The sequence below is a fragment of the Streptomyces sp. NPDC052236 genome (assembly GCF_044548015.1).
Taxonomy (GTDB): domain Bacteria; phylum Actinomycetota; class Actinomycetes; order Streptomycetales; family Streptomycetaceae; genus Streptomyces.
In genome coordinates, this window is record NZ_JBIUBL010000016.1 from 180596 (window position 1) to 197740 (window position 17145).

The 17145-nt window shown below is 71.3% G+C and carries 8 protein-coding genes; 4 read left to right on the forward strand and 4 right to left on the reverse strand.

The features are described 5' to 3' along the window. The gene (locus ACIHCQ_RS25945; RefSeq protein WP_399666815.1) at window positions 1–1368 is read right to left on the reverse strand and encodes an ABC transporter substrate-binding protein; all 1368 of its coding nucleotides are present in this window, start codon (window positions 1366–1368) and stop codon (window positions 1–3) included. 306 nt (window positions 1369–1674) lie between these two features. Then, complete coding sequence (locus ACIHCQ_RS25950; protein ID WP_399666818.1) at window positions 1675–5457, reverse strand: FHA domain-containing protein; 3783 nt, start codon at window positions 5455–5457, stop codon at window positions 1675–1677. 428 nt (window positions 5458–5885) lie between these two features. On the opposite strand from ACIHCQ_RS25950, the gene ACIHCQ_RS25955 reads away from it, so the two are divergent. Together ACIHCQ_RS25955 and ACIHCQ_RS25960 are read left to right on the forward strand one after the other, a co-directional pair. Next, the gene (locus ACIHCQ_RS25955; RefSeq protein WP_399666821.1) at window positions 5886–7604 is read left to right on the forward strand and encodes a serine/threonine-protein kinase; all 1719 of its coding nucleotides are present in this window, start codon (window positions 5886–5888) and stop codon (window positions 7602–7604) included. Window positions 7605–7779: 175 nt separating this feature from the next. Further along, window positions 7780–9024, forward strand: a complete 1245-nt coding sequence (locus ACIHCQ_RS25960; RefSeq protein WP_399666824.1) for a serine/threonine-protein kinase — start codon at window positions 7780–7782, stop codon at window positions 9022–9024. A 583-nt stretch (window positions 9025–9607) separates the two neighbouring features. Here ACIHCQ_RS25960 and ACIHCQ_RS25965 read toward each other — a convergent pair. After that, window positions 9608–10231: a TetR/AcrR family transcriptional regulator gene (locus ACIHCQ_RS25965; protein ID WP_399666827.1), complete on the reverse strand. Its 624-nt coding sequence runs from the start codon at window positions 10229–10231 to the stop codon at window positions 9608–9610. 114 nt (window positions 10232–10345) lie between these two features. Between ACIHCQ_RS25965 and ACIHCQ_RS25970 the strand changes: the two genes are divergently transcribed. Together ACIHCQ_RS25970 and ACIHCQ_RS25975 are read left to right on the forward strand one after the other, a co-directional pair. Further along, entirely contained in the window at window positions 10346–11254 is a 909-nt protein-coding gene (locus tag ACIHCQ_RS25970; protein ID WP_399666830.1) for an ABC transporter permease, read from the forward strand. Then, the gene (locus ACIHCQ_RS25975) at window positions 11247–11981 is read left to right on the forward strand and encodes an ABC transporter ATP-binding protein (protein WP_399666832.1); all 735 of its coding nucleotides are present in this window, start codon (window positions 11247–11249) and stop codon (window positions 11979–11981) included. The genes ACIHCQ_RS25970 and ACIHCQ_RS25975 overlap by 8 nt, the downstream gene beginning before the upstream one ends. Window positions 11982–12044: 63 nt before the next feature. Here the strand turns inward: ACIHCQ_RS25975 and ACIHCQ_RS25980 are convergent, their stop codons facing one another. Further along, a complete protein-coding gene (locus ACIHCQ_RS25980; protein WP_399666835.1) occupies window positions 12045–17036 on the reverse strand; it encodes an NAD-glutamate dehydrogenase in 4992 nt (1663 codons plus the stop codon). Window positions 17037–17145 lie beyond the last annotated feature (109 nt).

Genomic DNA, 17145 nt, shown 5'->3' on the forward strand with positions numbered 1-17145 from the left:
TCAGCTCTTGTACGCCTTGGCCGCGTCCGACTCCAGCCGCTGCTGGGCTCCGGCGACGTCCTTCGGGTTCTTCAGGAAGTCCTGCAAGGCCTTCCACTCCCCCTTGCCGGGCGTGCCGCCGAACGACTGCGGCATCTGGTCCGACATGTCGAAGCGGAAGTTGTCGCCCGCCGCGATCAGCGCCTTGGCGATGGCGCGCTGTACGTCATTGGGGTACGCGGAGAGGTCCAGCGACTTGTTCGGGGAGATGAATCCGCCCGACTCGGCCGAGATCTTGGCGGCGTCCGAGGAGGCGAGGAACGTCAGCAGCGCCTGGGCGCCCTTGCTGTCCTTCAGCGCCACGGCCGCGTCTCCGCCCGTCACCACCGGCGGCTGCGCGCCCACCGCGGGGAACGGGAACACCTTCGCGTCCGTACCGATTTTGGCCTTGGTCTGCGCGATATTGACCGTGACGAAGTCCCCTTCGAAGACCATCGCGGCCTTGGGCTGGTCGCCGCCGCTGAAGGTCTGGGTGACCGACGTCGGGAACTCCGTCTGGAGCGCGCCGTCCGCGCCGCCCGCGATGAGCGCGGGCTTGCCGAAGAGCTCACCGAGCGTCGTCAGCGCCGCCTTCACGGACGGATCGGTCCACTTAATCTTGTGCTGGGCCAGTTGGTCGTACTTCTCCGGGCCCGCCTGGGAGAGGTAGATGTTCTCGAACCAGTCGGTGAGCACCCAGCCGTCCGCGCCACCGACGGAGACCGGCGTGACGCCGGACGCGGAGATCGTCTCGGCCGTCGCCAGGAACTCCTTCCAGGTCTTCGGCTCCGTCGCGCCCGCGTTCTCGAAGACGGTGTTGTTGTACCAGATCAGGGACTTGTTGGCGGCCTTGTAGTAGACGCCGTACTGGGTGCCGTCGACGGCGCCGAGCTGCTGCCAGCCCGTGGAGTAGTTCTTCGCCAGCTGCGCCTTCGCCTCGGCGCCCACGGGCTTGGCCCACTTGCGCTCCACGGCCTGCTGGATCGCCCCGACCTGGGGCAGCATCGCCACATCGGGCGGAGCGCCGCCCGCGATCTTCGTACCGAGGAAGTTGACGATCGGGTCCTGCGCGGGCACGAAGGTGACCGTGGCGCCGGTGCGCTTCTCGAATTCCTTGAGGACCTTGGTGAAGTTCTTCTGCTCGGCGCCACTCCAGACCGCCGCGATCTGGAGCTTCTCGCCGTTCAGCCTGGGCAGCTGCACTGTCGAAGCGGATTGATTGCCGTTGGTCTCGTTGGGTGTCGCGTTGGCGCCGTCATCGTCGTCGCCGCAGCCGGCGAGGGCGAGTGCGAGGGCGCTGACGGCGGCGAACACCACCGAGATCCTGCCCGTGCGAAGAGTTGTGCGCATTGCTGCCCCGTCTCTCCCGTGCGCTGTCCCGAGCGCAGTCCCATGTCCTGTTCGGTGCGCGCTTCTCCGTGGCCTGTGGCTCCGTGCGCGCGCTGTGCTTCGTACGCTGCTCTGTACCTGACGTGTTCCGCGTCTTGTCCCGGACCGTGGTCCGAACCTTGGGCCCGAACCTTGGGCCCGAACTTCTCCTGTGGGCCTGCCCCGGCACCGACAGGTGTACGCCCGGTAGTCGGGTGCCGCAATACCGCACCAGGTGTCAACCAGCGTTTTGTGATGCCCTTGAGACGTGATGTCCGGTCAGTTGCCTCAGGGGTGAGCCGGAGTCAGCGGCGGAACCGGAGCGGCGTCCACCGACCGCGCGGCTCGCTCCAGGGCGCTGGCCAGCAGCGCCAGATCCGTCGGCCCGTTGCCCAGTTCCCGAACGGGCCTGCGGGTCGGCGGGTCGCCCATCCGGTCCCACTCCAGCACCACCACAGTGGGCCGTGAGGTCGCCGTACGAGGTATGCGTCCCGTCACCCGGCCGCTCTGGAACGGGGTCACCCTGCCATCCGGATGGCCGAGCCTGCCCCGCCCCGGAGCGGGGTCGTCCGGTCCGGGTGAGGCGGGCGGCACATCCAGCACGACCCGCAGCCGCGCGCCATGGGCCAGTTCAGTGTCGGCCGTACGGTCGGGGCGCGCGGAGGTCGCCACCAGATGTACGCCGAGCCTGTCGCCGTCCCTCGCCACGGCCTCCAGAGCGCGGACGACGGAACCGGCCGCGGGCCGCCCGGGGCTGCCGAGCGCCGGAGCGACCAGCGCGTCGAAGTCGTCCACCAGCACGACGAGGCGAGGAAGCGGGGCGGGCCCCTGCACCTTCGTACGGCCTCCGGCGCGCAGCCGAAGCGTGCCGGAGGAGGCAGAGTCGAGGTCGCCGCGCTGCTCGGCGGCGCCGGAAGGATGGCGGCCCGATTCCGGTGCCGCACCGGGCGCACGCTGGCCGACCATCCGGTCTGCCACCTCCCGCTGCGTGTGCCACTCGGCGAAGCCCACACTGCCCAGCAGCTCGGAGCGCCGCTTCAGCTCCGCCCCCAGGGCTTGGGCGAACGCCCGCATCCGCACCGGGTCCGATGCCACCAAGTGCTCGGTGACATGCGGCAGTTCCGTACAGGCGGCCAGTCCTTCACCGCGTTCGCCGCCCGCGCCGTCGACCAGCAGCAGACCGAGCCGGTCCGGGCGTCCCGCGGCGGCCAGGGAGGCCGCGACGGCGCGCAGCAGCTCGGTACGGCCGCTGCCCACCGGGCCCTCGATCAGCAGATGCGGGCCCTCCTCGGTCAGGTCCACGGCCAGCGAGCCGCGCGGACCCGCGCCCAGCACCAGCGTGCCATCGCTCGCGGAGGCCCAGCGCGCCATCAGGGAGGCGGGCGTCGCACGGGCGAGACCCAACTCGTCCAGCAGCCGCGCGGACCGGGGCAGCGCCACGGCCCGGCCGTGGTGCGCGCCCGTCCCCTCGGCGCGCAGCGGCGCCAGCGCGCGCCCGAAACGCTCCGCCCAGGCCGCCGACACCGCGTCCACCGCGGCCACCGTGCCATGCCCTGCGGGCTGCCCGCCGGCCGTACGCAGCAGCCGCAGCGCGGTCGCCACATCGCCGCTGAGCAGGGCGACCGCCCCGCACTCGCGGAAGGCGAGCGAGGCCGCGCACGCGCTCTCGTACGTCGCCGCGACCGGGGAGAGGGGCGAGGCGGCCTGGGTCTCGGCCAGACAGATCAGATGGATCCCGGCGGCGGCTCCGACACCGGCCAGCCGGGCGGTGGCCTCGCGCAGCGCGGCCGATCCGGGGTCGCCGTCGACGATGACGACGGTACGCGCGCCCTCGTACGCCGCGGCGGCCTCGGCGACGGCCCGGCGGTCGGCGCTGGGCCAGCTGGGGCCAAGCGGCCCGTCGTCCAGCCTGCGGGTCAGCTCGGCGGTGCGGGCAGTGGCCTGGTCCCGGTCGTACGCCACGAGCAGCCGGCAGTCCTGGCCGTGCGCGGGGCGCAGATGGGGCAGCCAGCCGAGCCAGGCCCATTCACTTATGCGCTCCTCCAGGCTCCGCGAGCGGTCCGTGGAGATCAGTACGAACTCCAGGTCCACGGGCGAGTGCAGCGCGGCGAGCTGCGCCACGGCGGATCTGGCCAGACCGGCCAGCCGTGGGCTGGGCCCGGCGAGCCCGAGCGAACCGGCCTCGCGCAGCCCCACGGTCACCGGCACGGAGGGCAGCTCGGCCCGGTCGGCGGTGCCGAGGCGGAGGACGAGGGACTCGGGATGGCGAGGCCCCCGCTCCCAGAGCCGGGGCCCGGGGCCGAGCGCGGTGAGCAGTACGGCGGCGGGGTCGGGCCAGCTGTCGACGAGCGGCGCGGCGGCGACCTGCGGCCCCGGCCGAGGCGCGACCTCGGCGACCTGCTCCTCCCGGACGCCGGCGAGCCGCCGCGCCCAGGCTCCTATGCCGCGCCGCCGGGTGACGCTGCTGGGCAGCTGCGTGCCGCGCGCGGGGGTGCCGTACGTGTTGAGGGTCGCGGCATCGCCGAGACCGGCGTGTGTCGGGGCGGTGGGTACGTACTGGGAGGGCACTCGGGGATGGATGCCGTCCGCCGGGCCGTATGCGTGGGACGTCGCCCCGTCGGGCGCGGAGCCGGTGCCGGTGCCGGAACCGCCGGGACGGGGCTTTTCTGCCTGGCTGTCTGCGCCCCGCCCCTGGCTGTACGCGCCGTGAGCCGACGCGTCTCCACCGGCCGCGCTCAGGCCCGGTCCGTACGGGTCAGGACCCGATCCATCCGTTTCGTTGGCGCCGGGGCCCGAACCGCCGGGACGTGGCCTGCCCGCCGAGCCGTAACCGCCAGGGCCGGATATGCCCGAACCCGAACCGCGACGAACCGCGCCGGGAGCGGGTGCGCCCGCCGAGCCGTACCCGCCGGGATCGGACTCCTCCTCGCCGTGCCCGCCACCCATCAAGCCGTGCCCGCCCGTGGCGGACCCGCTCGGCCGGGAACTGTGAGATCCGGACCTGTCTGCCGTGCCGGACCTGTCTGTCGGGCCGTACGTGCCGTGGGCTGTCCGGTCGGCATGAGCCGCGCCGGGATCGGGAGCGGGAGCGCCCGCTGAGCCGTACCGGCCGGAACCGTGGGAACCGGGCCCGCTTGCCGGGCCGTACGGACCGTGGGCCGACTCGTCGGCAGCAGCCGACCCGCCGCCCCCGTACCCATCGGAACGCGACCTGTCCGGACCGTACGCGCCAGAGCCGAAGCCGTCCGTGTCGTACCCGCCGGGGCCCGCCCCTCCCGGGCTGGACAGCCGGGAGCGCGTACCGCCGGGTTCGGACACGCTCCCCGGCCCGTGGGCACCAGGAGCCGCCCCGCCCGGTTCCTGCGACGCGGAGTCCGCCGGCCGGGTCACCCGCAGGTGCCCCTCGCCGTCCGGGGCCGTCGCCAGCGCGGGCGGGTTCTCGCCCGGGGCGACGCGGAGCGTCGACTCGCCCAGCCGCAGCAGCGCGCCCGCAGGCAGGTTCATCTGGCGCGCGCGAACGACCGTGCCGTCCAGCGTCGTGCCGTTCGTCGAGCCGAGGTCCTCGACCGTGACAGCGCCGTCGTCCCCGACCGTGACCGCGCAGTGCAGCCGCGATACGTCCGGGTCGTCCAGCGGTACGTCCGCGTCGGCGGAGCGGCCGATCGTGATCCGGCCGCCTTGCAGCAGATGCACCCCGCCCGCGTCGGGACCGGCGACCACCTGGAGCTGTGCGCAGGCGTCACTCCTGGGGGACTCGTCGGCGCTCGGGACCTGGAGGGAGAGCACCGCGCCGTCCACCAGCGGCGGCTCGCCCAGCGTCCGGGACTGCGCGTCTAGCCGCTCGCGGCCCGCGTACAGCACGACCGCGCCCGAGGCGTCGGGGCCGGAGACAGCCGTCGCCAGGCCGGAGGCCACCGCCGCCAGGGCCGTCCCGGCAGGCGCGGTGATCAGTACGTCGCACGCGCGTCCCGCGGAGGCATGCGCCGAGGAGTGTGAGGAGTGTCCCGAGGCCACGGACGACGCCGCGGATTGCCCGCCGCGCGGCGCGAGAACGGTCAGCCGGATCTGCATCGCCGTCAGCAATCCCTTCTGCGCGGAGTGCCCGGTGGGGGAGCCGCCCTGTGATCGCCCCCACCCGGCAGGTCGGCACGTGCCCCGGGTCCCCCGTACCCACGACTTCGTGCTGGGGGCATCCTCGCACCTGCCACTGACAACACGCCCGGGGATCACCCTTAAGTGATCTTGATTGGTCGGCTCTGGACGTAAAAATGCCTGGTTGCGATCCTGTCCGGAGCCTCTCTGAGGCGTACGGCACGCTCGGCCGGCAGCAGTCACGGCAGCAACCATCCGTACGACGCTCGCGTCTCTGTTCTGAACACCTCTCTGTTGCGACCGGCCAGTGGTCCATTCGGCGGCACTAAAGTGGGTCGGACACCCGGGCAGGGCAACAGTGATCCGGGACCACACGCAAGGACCACGATCAGCAGGGAGCGCATGACGTGCGGCCTGTAGGCAGCAAGTACCTCCTCGAGGAGCCCCTCGGGCGCGGCGCCACGGGCACCGTCTGGCGAGCGAGTCAGCGCGAGACCGCCGGCGCCGAGGCGGCCGTCGCGGGCCAGCCCGGCGAGACCGTAGCGATCAAGGTTCTCAAGGAAGAGCTGGCGAACGACCCGGACGTGGTGATGCGCTTCCTGCGCGAGCGCTCCGTCCTGCTCCGCCTCACCCACCCGAACATCGTGCGCACCCGCGACCTGGTCGTGGAGGGCGATCTGCTCGCCCTGGTCATGGACCTGATCGACGGGCCGGACCTGCACCGCTATCTGCGCGACAACGGCCCGTTCACCCCGGTCGCCGCCGCCCTGATGACCGCGCAGATCGCGGACGCGCTGGCCGCCAGCCACGCGGACGGTGTCGTCCACCGCGACCTCAAGCCCGCGAACGTACTGCTCAAGACCGAAGCAGACGGCCAGATGCACCCGATGCTGACCGACTTCGGCATCGCGCGCCTCGCGGACTCGCCGGGACTGACCCGTACGCATGAGTTCGTCGGCACGCCCGCGTATGTGGCGCCGGAGTCCGCCGAGGGCCGTCCGCAGACCTCCGCCGTCGACATCTACGGCGCGGGCATCCTGCTGTACGAGCTGGTGACCGGCCGGCCGCCCTTCGCGGGCGGCACGGCTCTCGAAGTGCTCCACCGGCACCTCAGCGAGGAGCCGCGCCGCCCCACCACCGTGCCCGAGCCGCTGTGGACCGTCATAGAGCGCTGCCTGCGCAAGGAGCCGGGCGAGAGGCCCAGCGCGGAGAACCTCGCCCGGGCGCTGCGTACCGTCGCCGCCGGTGTCGGCGTGCACTCCTCATCCGCCCAGATCGACGCCGCGCTGGGGGTCGCCGCGCTGCTCGGGCCCGACCCGGCGCCCGCCGCGGTGCCGCAGGACCCGGGCGCCGCCGATCCGACGCAGGTCCTGCCGAGCAACGCCGGTTCGTACGATCCGAACGGCGCGACCAGCGTCATGCAGCAGACCGGGCTCCCGCCCAACGGCGCCGACCCGACCTCGGTCATGCCGCCCGTACCGCCGGGCGAGCCGCGTCCGGAGGACCCGCACCCCTGGCAGTCCCAGCTCCAGGCGGCCCGCGACCGCAACGACCAGACGCAGGTCCAGTACCTCGACCCGAGCGAGGATCCGCTGCGCCGCCGCCCGCAGCGCCAGCAGCAACGGCCGCAACAACAGCAGCCCCCGCAGCACCAACAGCGCCCGCAACACCAGCAGTACGGGCAGCAGCCCCAGCAGCCGCAGCCGTACCCCCAGCCCCAGCGCTACCAGCAGCCGCCTCAGCCCCAGCCTCAGCCGCCGCGGCGCCAGCAGTACGCCCCGCCGCCCCAGCAGCAGCAGTACGCGCCCCCGCAGGCTCCGCCGCCCCAGCAGCCCGCGGGCCGCCAGCCACGGCCGCCGCGTCAGCCCAGCCCCAACCGCATGCGGATCCCCGGCCTGGGCTGTCTGAAGGGCTGCCTGTTCACGGTGCTCCTGCTCGTCGTCGCGAGCTGGCTGATCTGGGAACTGACCCCGCTTCAGGGCTGGATCTCGGAGGGCAAGAGCTACTGGGAGGCGGTCGGTGACGGCATTTCGAAGGTCACGGACTGGTTCTCGGACCTCGGCAGCTCGGACGGCGGCTCGGGCGGGACCGATGGCGACACCGGAACGGACTCCCGCAACAACTGACAGCCGCTCTGGCCAGTAGTGTCAGCCGTCGGCGCCGGACAACGGCGACCATGCAGCTTTGTCGACTTCTGCGGCCGATTTACGCCGCAGAGGTGAAGGTTCGCGCCATCCTGGGCACACAGCCCCCCGATGCCCGCGTACTTTATGGGCAACGCCAGCCGCTGAGGGAGCAGTCTTGGCACGGAATATCGGCAGCCGTTACACCGCCCACCAGATCCTGGGGCGGGGCAGCGCCGGCACGGTGTGGCTCGGCGAGGGACCCGAGGGACCCGTCGCCATCAAACTGTTGCGCGAAGACCTGGCCTCGGACCAGGAGCTCGTCGGGCGCTTCGTCCAGGAGCGCACGGCCCTGCTCGGACTCGACCACCCCAGGGTCGTCGCCGTCCGCGACCTCGTCGTGGACGGCAACGACCTCGCGCTCGTCATGGACCTCGTACGCGGCACGGACCTGCGCACCCGCCTCGACCGTGAGCGCCGTCTCGCGCCCGAGGCGGCCACCGCGATCGTCGCGGACGTCGCGGACGCCCTCGCGGCCGCCCATGCGGCCGGGGTCGTCCACCGCGACGTCAAGCCGGAGAACATCCTCCTCGACATGGAGGGCCCGCTCGGTCCGGCCGGGTCCCATCCGGCGCTGCTCACCGACTTCGGCGTCGCGAAACTGATCGACACCCCGCGCCGCACCAAGGCGACCAAGATCATCGGCACGCCCGACTATCTTGCGCCGGAGATCGTCGAGGGCCTGCCGCCGCGGGCCGCCGTGGACATCTACGCCCTCGCCACGGTGCTGTACGAGCTCCTCGCGGGCTTCACACCCTTCGGCGGTGGCCACCCCGGGGCGGTCCTGCGCCGCCATGTCACCGAGGCCGTGGTCCCGCTGCCCGGCATCCCGGACGAGCTGTGGCAGCTCATGGTCCAGTGCCTGGCCAAGGCCCCGGCATCCCGGCTGCGCGCCTCCGAGCTGGCCGCCCGTCTGCACGACCTGCTGCCGTTGCTCGCGGGCATGCCGCCGCTGGACGTGGACGAGCCCGATTCCGAGCCGCCCTCGGAGCCGTACGAGGATGTGGCGCACCACACCCCGGAGGAGGAGCCCCGCCGCCGCGGGGCGGTCCCGCTGGTCCCCGGCGCGGCCCCCGCGGACTCCAACCGCGACACCCACACCTCCATGCGCGTCCCGGCCCCGGACGAACTCGCGGGCGGAGCGCGGGGCACGGCCCGCGCGCCCCGCGCTCCGGGCCAACCGCGCCCGGGCTCGGCCCGTCACAAGTCCGGTACGGTCCGCAAACGCCGCATCACGCTCACGGTGGTGGCGCTGGTGCTGGCCGCGGCGGCTGGCGTCGGCGGCTGGCTGGCCACGACGAGCGACGCCGCGACGCAGCCGCCCACGCAGGACTCGAAACGGTCGGCGCCCTCGGGGCCGTAGCCGCCCGGTCGGACGGGAGCTTTGGCGGGACCTCGGTGGCAGAACTCTGTACATGGCGGGGACGGACTTCAGGACTACGAGATCCCGCCGCCTCCCCGATGCGTCTAGAAGATTCCTGAAGATCTTGCTCGGGCCGCCCGATTCACCCCGGATTGCCGGTAAATGTCAATCAGGTCGAACTGGTGCGACCCGGGCAAGATTTCAAGATCTTCATCGGCCTCCTAGCCATATGACTCAGCGTCCGAGATGACGGGCGTGATATCTCCGGCCGCGACAGATGCGGCGGCGGGGACCGCGGGCATGCGCTCTTCTTGATCGCCAGATGACTCTCCGTCCCAGGCCGCAGGATGCCCCGTGGCCGACTGGCAACCGCCCTGCACGGGCCCGCGGTACCTCGCCGCGCCCCCTGCCCCCTGCCCCCTGCCCCCTGCCCCCGAACGCAGGCCCGCAACGCGCGGCTCCCTGCCGGTCGCACACCCGCAGCCACCTCACCCGACAGCCGAGTCCGCCGAGCCAGGGCCGCGCAGCCCTCAGGGCCCACCGGGGCGCGGCCCGCACCCGGTCGCGCCACGCTCACGGCCGGTCACGCCCGCAGCGCCGCCACCGCCGACCTCGCCAGGTCGTCCAAGTAGCCCTTCGGCAGCTCCTCCCGCACCACCACGAGCCGCCAGTACAGCGGTCCCACCATCAGGTCCAGCGCCCTGCCCGGGTCCGTCGCCTCCGGGAGTTCGCCGCGGGAGACCGCGTCCCTGACCACCCGCGCCGCCACCCCCTGCTGGCCGTCCAGCAGCGCCGCCTTGATCGCGTCCGCGATTTCCGGGTGGCGCACCGACTCCACCAGCAGGTCCGGGATGACCTGCGAGGCCACCGGATGGCGCAGCGCGTGCGACGCCACTTCGAGCAGCGCCCGTACGTCGCCGTACAGCGAACCTGTCGCCGGCGCGGGCAGGCCCTGCGCCGCGAACGCCGAGACCAGGTCCAGTACGAGCGAGAGCTTCGACTTCCACCGCCGGTAGACCGCCGTCTTGCCGACGCCCGCCCGCCGTGCGATCCCCTCGATCGACATCCGCGCGAAGCCGACCGCGGCCAGCTCCTCGAAGACGGCCGCGCGGATCGCGTCGGTCACATCCTCCCGGAGCACCGCGGCTCCGGCCGGTACGCGACGTGGGGTTCCAGGGGCGGGGTCGGTCGTCATGCGCACGAGCATAGCGTGACGACGAGACGGTTGCGTTGCGACGTAACGACGCCCTACTCTCCACGTAGCGACGAAACGGTCCCGTCCCGTCGTCCAGTGGAAGTCGTCCTGCGGAAAGGGAGCACTGTGAGCAGCAGCCAGACCACCGTGAGGTCACAGCCACCGGAAACCGATCTCGCCGCGCTCGCCGCCCGCCACGGCCTCACCGTCAGCGGCGCCCGCCCCCCTCTCCGCGACTACACCCGGCAGCTCTGGTCCCGCCGCCACTTCATCGTCGCGTTCGCCACCGCCCGGCTGACCGCCCAGTACAGCCAGGCCAGAATGGGTCAGATCTGGCAGATCATGAACCCGCTCCTCAACGCGACCGTCTACTACTTCATCTTCGGCGTGATCCTCGGCACCAGCAAAGGCGTGCCGGACTTCATCCCGTTCCTCGTCACCGGCGTCTTCATCTGGACCTTCACCGCCAGCTCCGTGCTGGCCGGCACCCGCGCGATCTCCGGCAACATCGGCCTCGTACGCGCCCTGCACTTCCCCCGCGCGAGCCTGCCCATCGCCATCGCGCTCCAGCAGCTTCAGCAGCTGCTCTTCTCCCTCGCCGCGCTGCTGGTGATCCTTGTCGCGGTCGGGGAGCTCCCCCGGGTCAACTGGCTGCTCGCCGTCCCGGCACTGCTCCTGCAGGCCCTCTTCAACACCGGCCTGTCGATGATCATGGCGCGGCTGGCCAGTCGTACCCCGGACATCGCTCAGCTCATGCCGTTCATCCTGCGCACCTGGATGTACGTCTCCGGCGTGATGTGGTCGATCGACAAGGTCCTCAGCCATGACGACCTGCCGCACGTCGTGAAGCTGGCGCTGCAGTGCAATCCGGCCGCCGTCTACATCGACCTCGTGCGCTTCGCGCTCATCGAGAGCTACGGCGCCGCCCAACTCCCCCCGCACGTGTGGGCCCTCGCCATCGCCTGGGGCGTGCTGTTCGCGGCCGGGGGATTCCTGTACTTCTGGACAGCAGAGGAGGAGTACGGCCGTGGCTGACTCCCGCGTACCCACCGTCGTCGTCGACGGCGTCCACATCACGTACCAGGTGCACGGCGCCCGCGGCGGCAAGGCCGGGACTCCCGGCGTACGGGAGGTGCACGCCGTCAAAGGCGTCAGCTTCGCCGCGTACAAGGGCGAGGCCATCGGCCTGATCGGCTCCAACGGATCCGGCAAGTCGACCCTGCTCAAGGCGATCGCGGGCCTGTTGCCGCCCTCCCGGGGCAAGGTCTTCACCCGCGGCCAGCCCGCGCTGCTCGGCGTGAACGCCGCGCTGATGGCCGATCTGACCGGCGAGCGCAATGTCGTACTCGGCGGGCTCGCGATGGGCATGACGCGCCATCAGGTCCGCGAGCGCTACGACGACATCGTGGAGTTCTCGGGGATCAACGACAAGGGCGACTTCATCTCACTGCCGATGCGTACGTACTCCTCCGGCATGGGCGCCCGGCTGCGCTTCTCGATCGCCGCCGCGAAGAGCCACGACGTCCTGCTGATCGATGAGGCGCTGTCCACCGGCGACGCCCGCTTCCGCCGCCGCAGCCAGCGGCGCATCGACGAACTGCGGGCGGAGGCGGGGACGGTCTTCCTGGTCAGTCACAGCAACGGGACGATCATCGAGTCCTGCGACCGCGCGCTCTGGCTGGAGGCGGGGGCGCTGCGGATGGACGGTCCCGCGGCGGAGGTCGTCGCGGCGTACGAAGAGTTCAACGCGCCGAAGAAATAATCGAGGGGCGTGCGGCACGGGATGCCGCACGCCCCTTTCTCCCCGTAACCCCTGGCTAGCTGGCTAGCTGTGCACCCGCAGCAACTGCCGCATCGTCCGCATCGCCACCGACAGATTCGCCAGATCGAACGTGTCCGACCCCTGGATCTCCTCCAGCGTCGCCCGCGCCCTCCCCAGAATCGCCGCGTTCCGCTCCTCCCACGTCTTGAACCGCTGCTCCGGCGTCGACGCGCCGTCGCCCACCGACAGCACGTCCGCCGTCAGCGCCGCGTGCGCCGCGTACAGGTCCTCGCGGATGGACGCCCGGGCCATCGACTGCCAGCGGTCGGCCCGCGGCAGCTCGATGATCCGGTCCATCAGCTGAGCGATCTGCAGCCGGTCACCGAGGTCGTAGTACACCTCCGCGACGGCCATCGGCTCCTTGTCCGTACGGTCCGCGATCGCGACGATGTCCAGCGTCGGGAAGGCGGACGAGAATCCGGCCACCCGCAGCGCCAGCTCCTGCGGAACGCCCTCCACGGTCAGCTCGTCCAGGATGCGCTGGTACCACTCCAGATCCGCGCCGCGCAGCATCTTCGGCAGCTCGGCCCAGACCTCCTCCACGCGGTCGGCGAAGAAGTCGATGGTCTCGGCGAGCTCCAGCGGCTGCGGACGGTTGCCCAGCAGCCACCGCGTACCGCGCTCGACCAGGCGGCGCGAGTGCAGCCGGATACGGGTCTGGATGTCGGCCGGGACGACATTGTCGAGCGCCTCGACGGCGTCCCACACCGCGTTCAGCCCGAAGATCTCACGGGCCGCTGTCTGCGCCCGTACGATCTCCTCGACCGACGCGCCCGTCTCCTCCCGCAGCCGGTGCAGGAAGGTCGAACCGCCCGTATTCACCGTGTCGTTGACCAGCACGGTCGTCACGATCTCGCGGCGCAGCGCGTGCCCGTCGATCGCCTCGGGGAACTTCTCGCGCAGCGGCTGGGGGAAGTACGCGTGCAGCAGCCGGCGCAGATACGGGTCGTCCGGCAGGCCCGTCCCGATCAGATCCTTCGCGAGCGTGATCTTGGTGTAGGCGAGCAGGACGGCCAGCTCCGGCTGGCTGAGTCCCTTACCCGCGTTGAGCAGTTCGCGGATCTGCCGGTCGGTCGGCAGGAACTCCAGCGCCCGGTTCAGATACCCGTCCCGCTCCAGCCGCCGCATGAAGCGCTGGTGGGCGTGGAGCAGCGACGGCGACTGCTTGACCGCGTTGGACAGCGCGATGTTCTGCGCGTAGTTGTTGCGCAGCACCAGCGCGCCGACCTCGTCCGTCATCTCGGCGAGCTGCTTGTTGCGCTGCTTGACGGTCATGTCGCCGTCCGTCACCAGGCCGTTGAGCAGGATCTTGATGTTCACCTCGTGGTCGGAGGTGTCCACTCCCGCGCTGTTGTCGATGGCGTCGGTGTTGATCTTTCCGCCGTGGCGGTCGAACTCGATCCGGCCGAGCTGGGTCAGCCCCAGGTTGCCGCCCTCGCCGACGACCTTGACCCGTAGGTCCTCGCCGTTGACGCGGATGGCGTCGTTGGCCTTGTCGCCGACATCGGCGTGGGTCTCGGTGGATGCCTTGACGTACGTACCGATGCCGCCGTTCCACAGCAGGTCCACCGGGGCCTTGAAGACCGCCTTCATCAGCTCGGCGGGTGTCAGCTTGGCGATCCCGGCCTCGATGCCGAGGGCCGCGCGCATATGGGCGTTGACCGGGATCGACTTGGCGGTACGGGGGAAGATGCCGCCGCCCTGCGACAGCAGCTTCTTGTCGTAGTCCGCCCAGGAGGAGCGGGGCAGCTCGAACAGGCGGCGTCGCTCGGCGTACGAAACCGCCGCGTCCGGCTTCGGGTCGATGAAGATGTGGCGGTGGTCGAAGGCCGCGACGAGCCGGATGTGCTCGCTGAGCAGCATGCCGTTGCCGAACACGTCGCCGGACATGTCGCCGACGCCGACGACCGTGAAGTCCTGGGACTGGGTGTCGTGGCCGAGCTCGCGGAAGTGGCGCTTGACGGACTCCCAGGCGCCACGGGCCGTGATGCCCATGCCCTTGTGGTCGTAACCGGCGGAGCCGCCCGACGCGAAGGCGTCCCCGAGCCAGAAGTTGTACGCGACCGCGACCTCGTTGGCGATGTCGGAGAAGGACGCGGTGCCCTTGTCCGCGGCGACGACGAGGTAGGTGTCGTCCTCGTCGTGACGTACGACGTCGGCAGGCGGCACGATCTCGCCCGCCACCAGGTTGTCGGTGATGTCGAGGAGCGCCGAGATGAAGATCTTGTAGCAGGCGATGCCCTCGGTGAGCCAGGCGTCCCGGTCCACGGACGGATCCGGGAGCTGCTTGGCGACGAAGCCGCCCTTCGCGCCGACCGGCACGATCACGGTGTTCTTGACCATCTGCGCCTTGACCAGGCCCAGGATCTCCGTACGGAAGTCCTCGCGCCGGTCGGACCAGCGCAGGCCGCCGCGCGCGACCTTGCCGAAGCGCAGGTGCACACCCTCGACGCGCGGGGAGTAGACCCAGATCTCGTACGCGGGGCGGGGCGCGGGCAGATCCGGGATGACCTGCGGGTCGAACTTCATCGACACGTAGCTGTGCGGACCGCCGCCCGCCGCCCCTTGGTAGAAGTTGGTGCGCAGGGTCGCCTTGATCACGGTGAGGAAGGAGCGCAGGATCCGGTCCTCGTCCAGGGACGCGACCTGGTCGAGCGCGCCGTCGAGCTCTTCGAGCAGCCCGTCGGTCAGCTCGGTGCCCGCGCGCTGGCGGGTCGGCGACATCCTCGCCTCGAAGAGGGAGATCAGCAGCCGGGTGGTGTGGACGTTGGTACGGAGGGTGTCCTCCATGTAGTCCTGGCTGAAGGTCGAACCGGCCTGGCGCAGATACTTGGCGTAGGCGCGCAGCACCATCGCCTGCCGCCAGTCCAGACCGGCGCCCAGGACGAGGGCGTTGAAGCCGTCGTTCTCCGCCTTGCCCTGCCAGACGGCGGCGAAGGCTTCCTGGAAACGGTCGCGGGCGTCATCGGCGAGATAGTCGCCGCTGCTGCCGCTGCCGCTGGTGCGTGGCATGCGCAGACCGAAGTCGTAGATCCACGCGGTCGTACGGTCCGAGAGCCGCAGCTCGTACGGGCGCTCGTCGACGACCTCGCAGCCGAGCTGCTGCAACACCGGCAGGACGGCGGAGAGGGAGACCTGCTCGCCCGCGCGGTAGATCTTGAAGCGGCGCTCGCCGGGGGCGGCGCCGACCGGCTCGTAGAGGGAGAGCGCGAAGTCCGTGCCGGAGCGGGCGACCTCTTCGAGGCGGACCAGGTCGGCGACGGCGGCGCGCGGCGAGTGGTCGGCCTTGTAGCCCTCGGGGAAGGCGTTGCTGTAACGCCGCAACAGCGCGGCGGCGCGCTCCTCGCCGACTTCGGCGTTGAGCGCCTCGCCGAAGCCGTCGGCCCAGGAGCGGGTGGCTTCGACCAGCCGGCCCTCGATGCGCTCGGTGTCGGCGTCGGTGAGGTCGGGCAGCTCGGTGCCGGGCGGGACGCGGACCACGAAGTGCAGGCGGGAGAGGATCGACTCGGTGTTCCAGGCCGTGAAGTCGACGCTGGTGCCGCCGAGTTCCTCCTTGAGGATGTCGATCAGGCGCAGCCGTACACCGGTGGTGTAGCGGTCGCGCGGCAGGTAGACGAGGGCGGAGTAGTAACGCCCGTACTCGTCCTGGCGGAGGTAGAGCCGCAGGCGGCGGCGCTCCTGGAGGTACAGCACGCTGGTGACGATCGACCGCAGCTGGTCGACGGGCGTCTGGAAGAGCTCGTCGCGGGGGTAGGTCTCCAGGATCTGCAGTAGATCGCGGCCGTCGTGGCTGTTCGGTGTGAAGCCCGCGCCTTCGAGGACCTCGGCGACCTTGCGACGGATGACCGGGACGCGGCGGACCGACTCGGTGTACGCGGCGGAGGAGAAGAGCCCGAGGAAGCGGCGCTCGCCGATGACGTTGCCGTCGGCGTCGAACTTCTTGACGCCCACGTAGTCGAGGTAGCTGGGGCGGTGCACGGTGGAGCGGCTGTTGGCCTTCGTCAGGATGAGCAGCTTGTGCTCGCGGGCCTTGGCGCGGGCGTCGGCGGGCAGCCGGCTGAAGGACGGGCTGACCGGGTGCTTCTCGTCCTCGCTGTGGTGGGGGTCGGAGCGCAGGATGCCGAGGCCGGTGCCGGGGACGGCGGCGAGCGCGTCGGCGTCGGTGAGCTCGTACTCCCGGTAGCCGAGGAAGGTGAAGTGGTCGGCGGCGAGCCAGCGCAGCAGCTCACGCGCCTCCTCCACCTCCTGGTCGCGCAGGTCGTCGGCGGTCGGCTCGCTGGGCAGTTCCTCGGCGATGCGCAGGGCGCGATCGCGCATCTTCTCCCAGTCCTCGACGGCCTCGCGTGCGTCGGACAGGACGCGCAGCAGGTCGGCGGTGATCTGCTTCAGGTCGGCGCGGTCGGTCTCGCGGTCGATCTCGACATGGATCCAGGACTCCACGAGCGCGTCGTGCGACAGCTCCCGGCCGGGCGGGCCGGGCGCTTCGCCGGTCGCTTCGCCGGTCGCTTCGCGGGTCGCAGCGGAGGACGGCAGGACCTCGATGAGCTTGCCCGTCACATCGCGGCGGACGACGACCTGCGGGTGGATCACGAGATGGATGCCGCGGCCCTGGCGGGAGAGCTCATTGGTGACCGAGTCGACCAGGAAGGGCATGTCGTCGGTGACGACCTCCACGACGGTGTGGGTGCACATCCACCCGTTCTCTTCCACGGTCGGGGTGTGGACCCGCACATTGGCGGTCCCCTGCGGGCGGTTCAGGGCGAGGCGGTAGTGGGAAACGGCCGCACCGAATACGTCGACCGGGTCGCGGTCGACGAGGTCCTCCGGGGCGGTGTGCAGGTAGTAGCGCTGGAGGTAAGTAAGCAGCGCGTCCTGGTCGGGACGTTCTCCTTGCTCCGGCCCAGTCGGAAGGTGGCCCCCCGCCGGGCCGTGCTCAGCTACCCGGGCGGCTCGTCCGAGCAACTCGGCCTTGGCTTCGTCCAGCTTGGTCTGCATGTCCTCTGGCTCCTGTCACCGCGCCATTGCGTGACGTAGATGGGAGAGACGGCGCAACGCCACGACGCGGGGTGTCCGGTCGGAGTCGACGCTATGCCGCGATGAGAGC

Bases quoted from the DNA above. Each gene is read 5' to 3' on its own strand.
- ACIHCQ_RS25945 (WP_399666815.1), bottom strand. From the start codon at position 1,368: ATGCGCACAACTCTTCGCACGGGCAGGATCTCGGTGGTGTTCGCCGCC.
- ACIHCQ_RS25950 (WP_399666818.1), bottom strand. From the start codon at position 5,457: ATGCAGATCCGGCTGACCGTTCTCGCGCCGCGCGGCGGGCAATCCGCG.
- ACIHCQ_RS25965 (WP_399666827.1), bottom strand. From the start codon at position 10,231: ATGCTCGTGCGCATGACGACCGACCCCGCCCCTGGAACCCCACGTCGC.
- ACIHCQ_RS25980 (WP_399666835.1), bottom strand. From the start codon at position 17,036: ATGCAGACCAAGCTGGACGAAGCCAAGGCCGAGTTGCTCGGACGAGCC.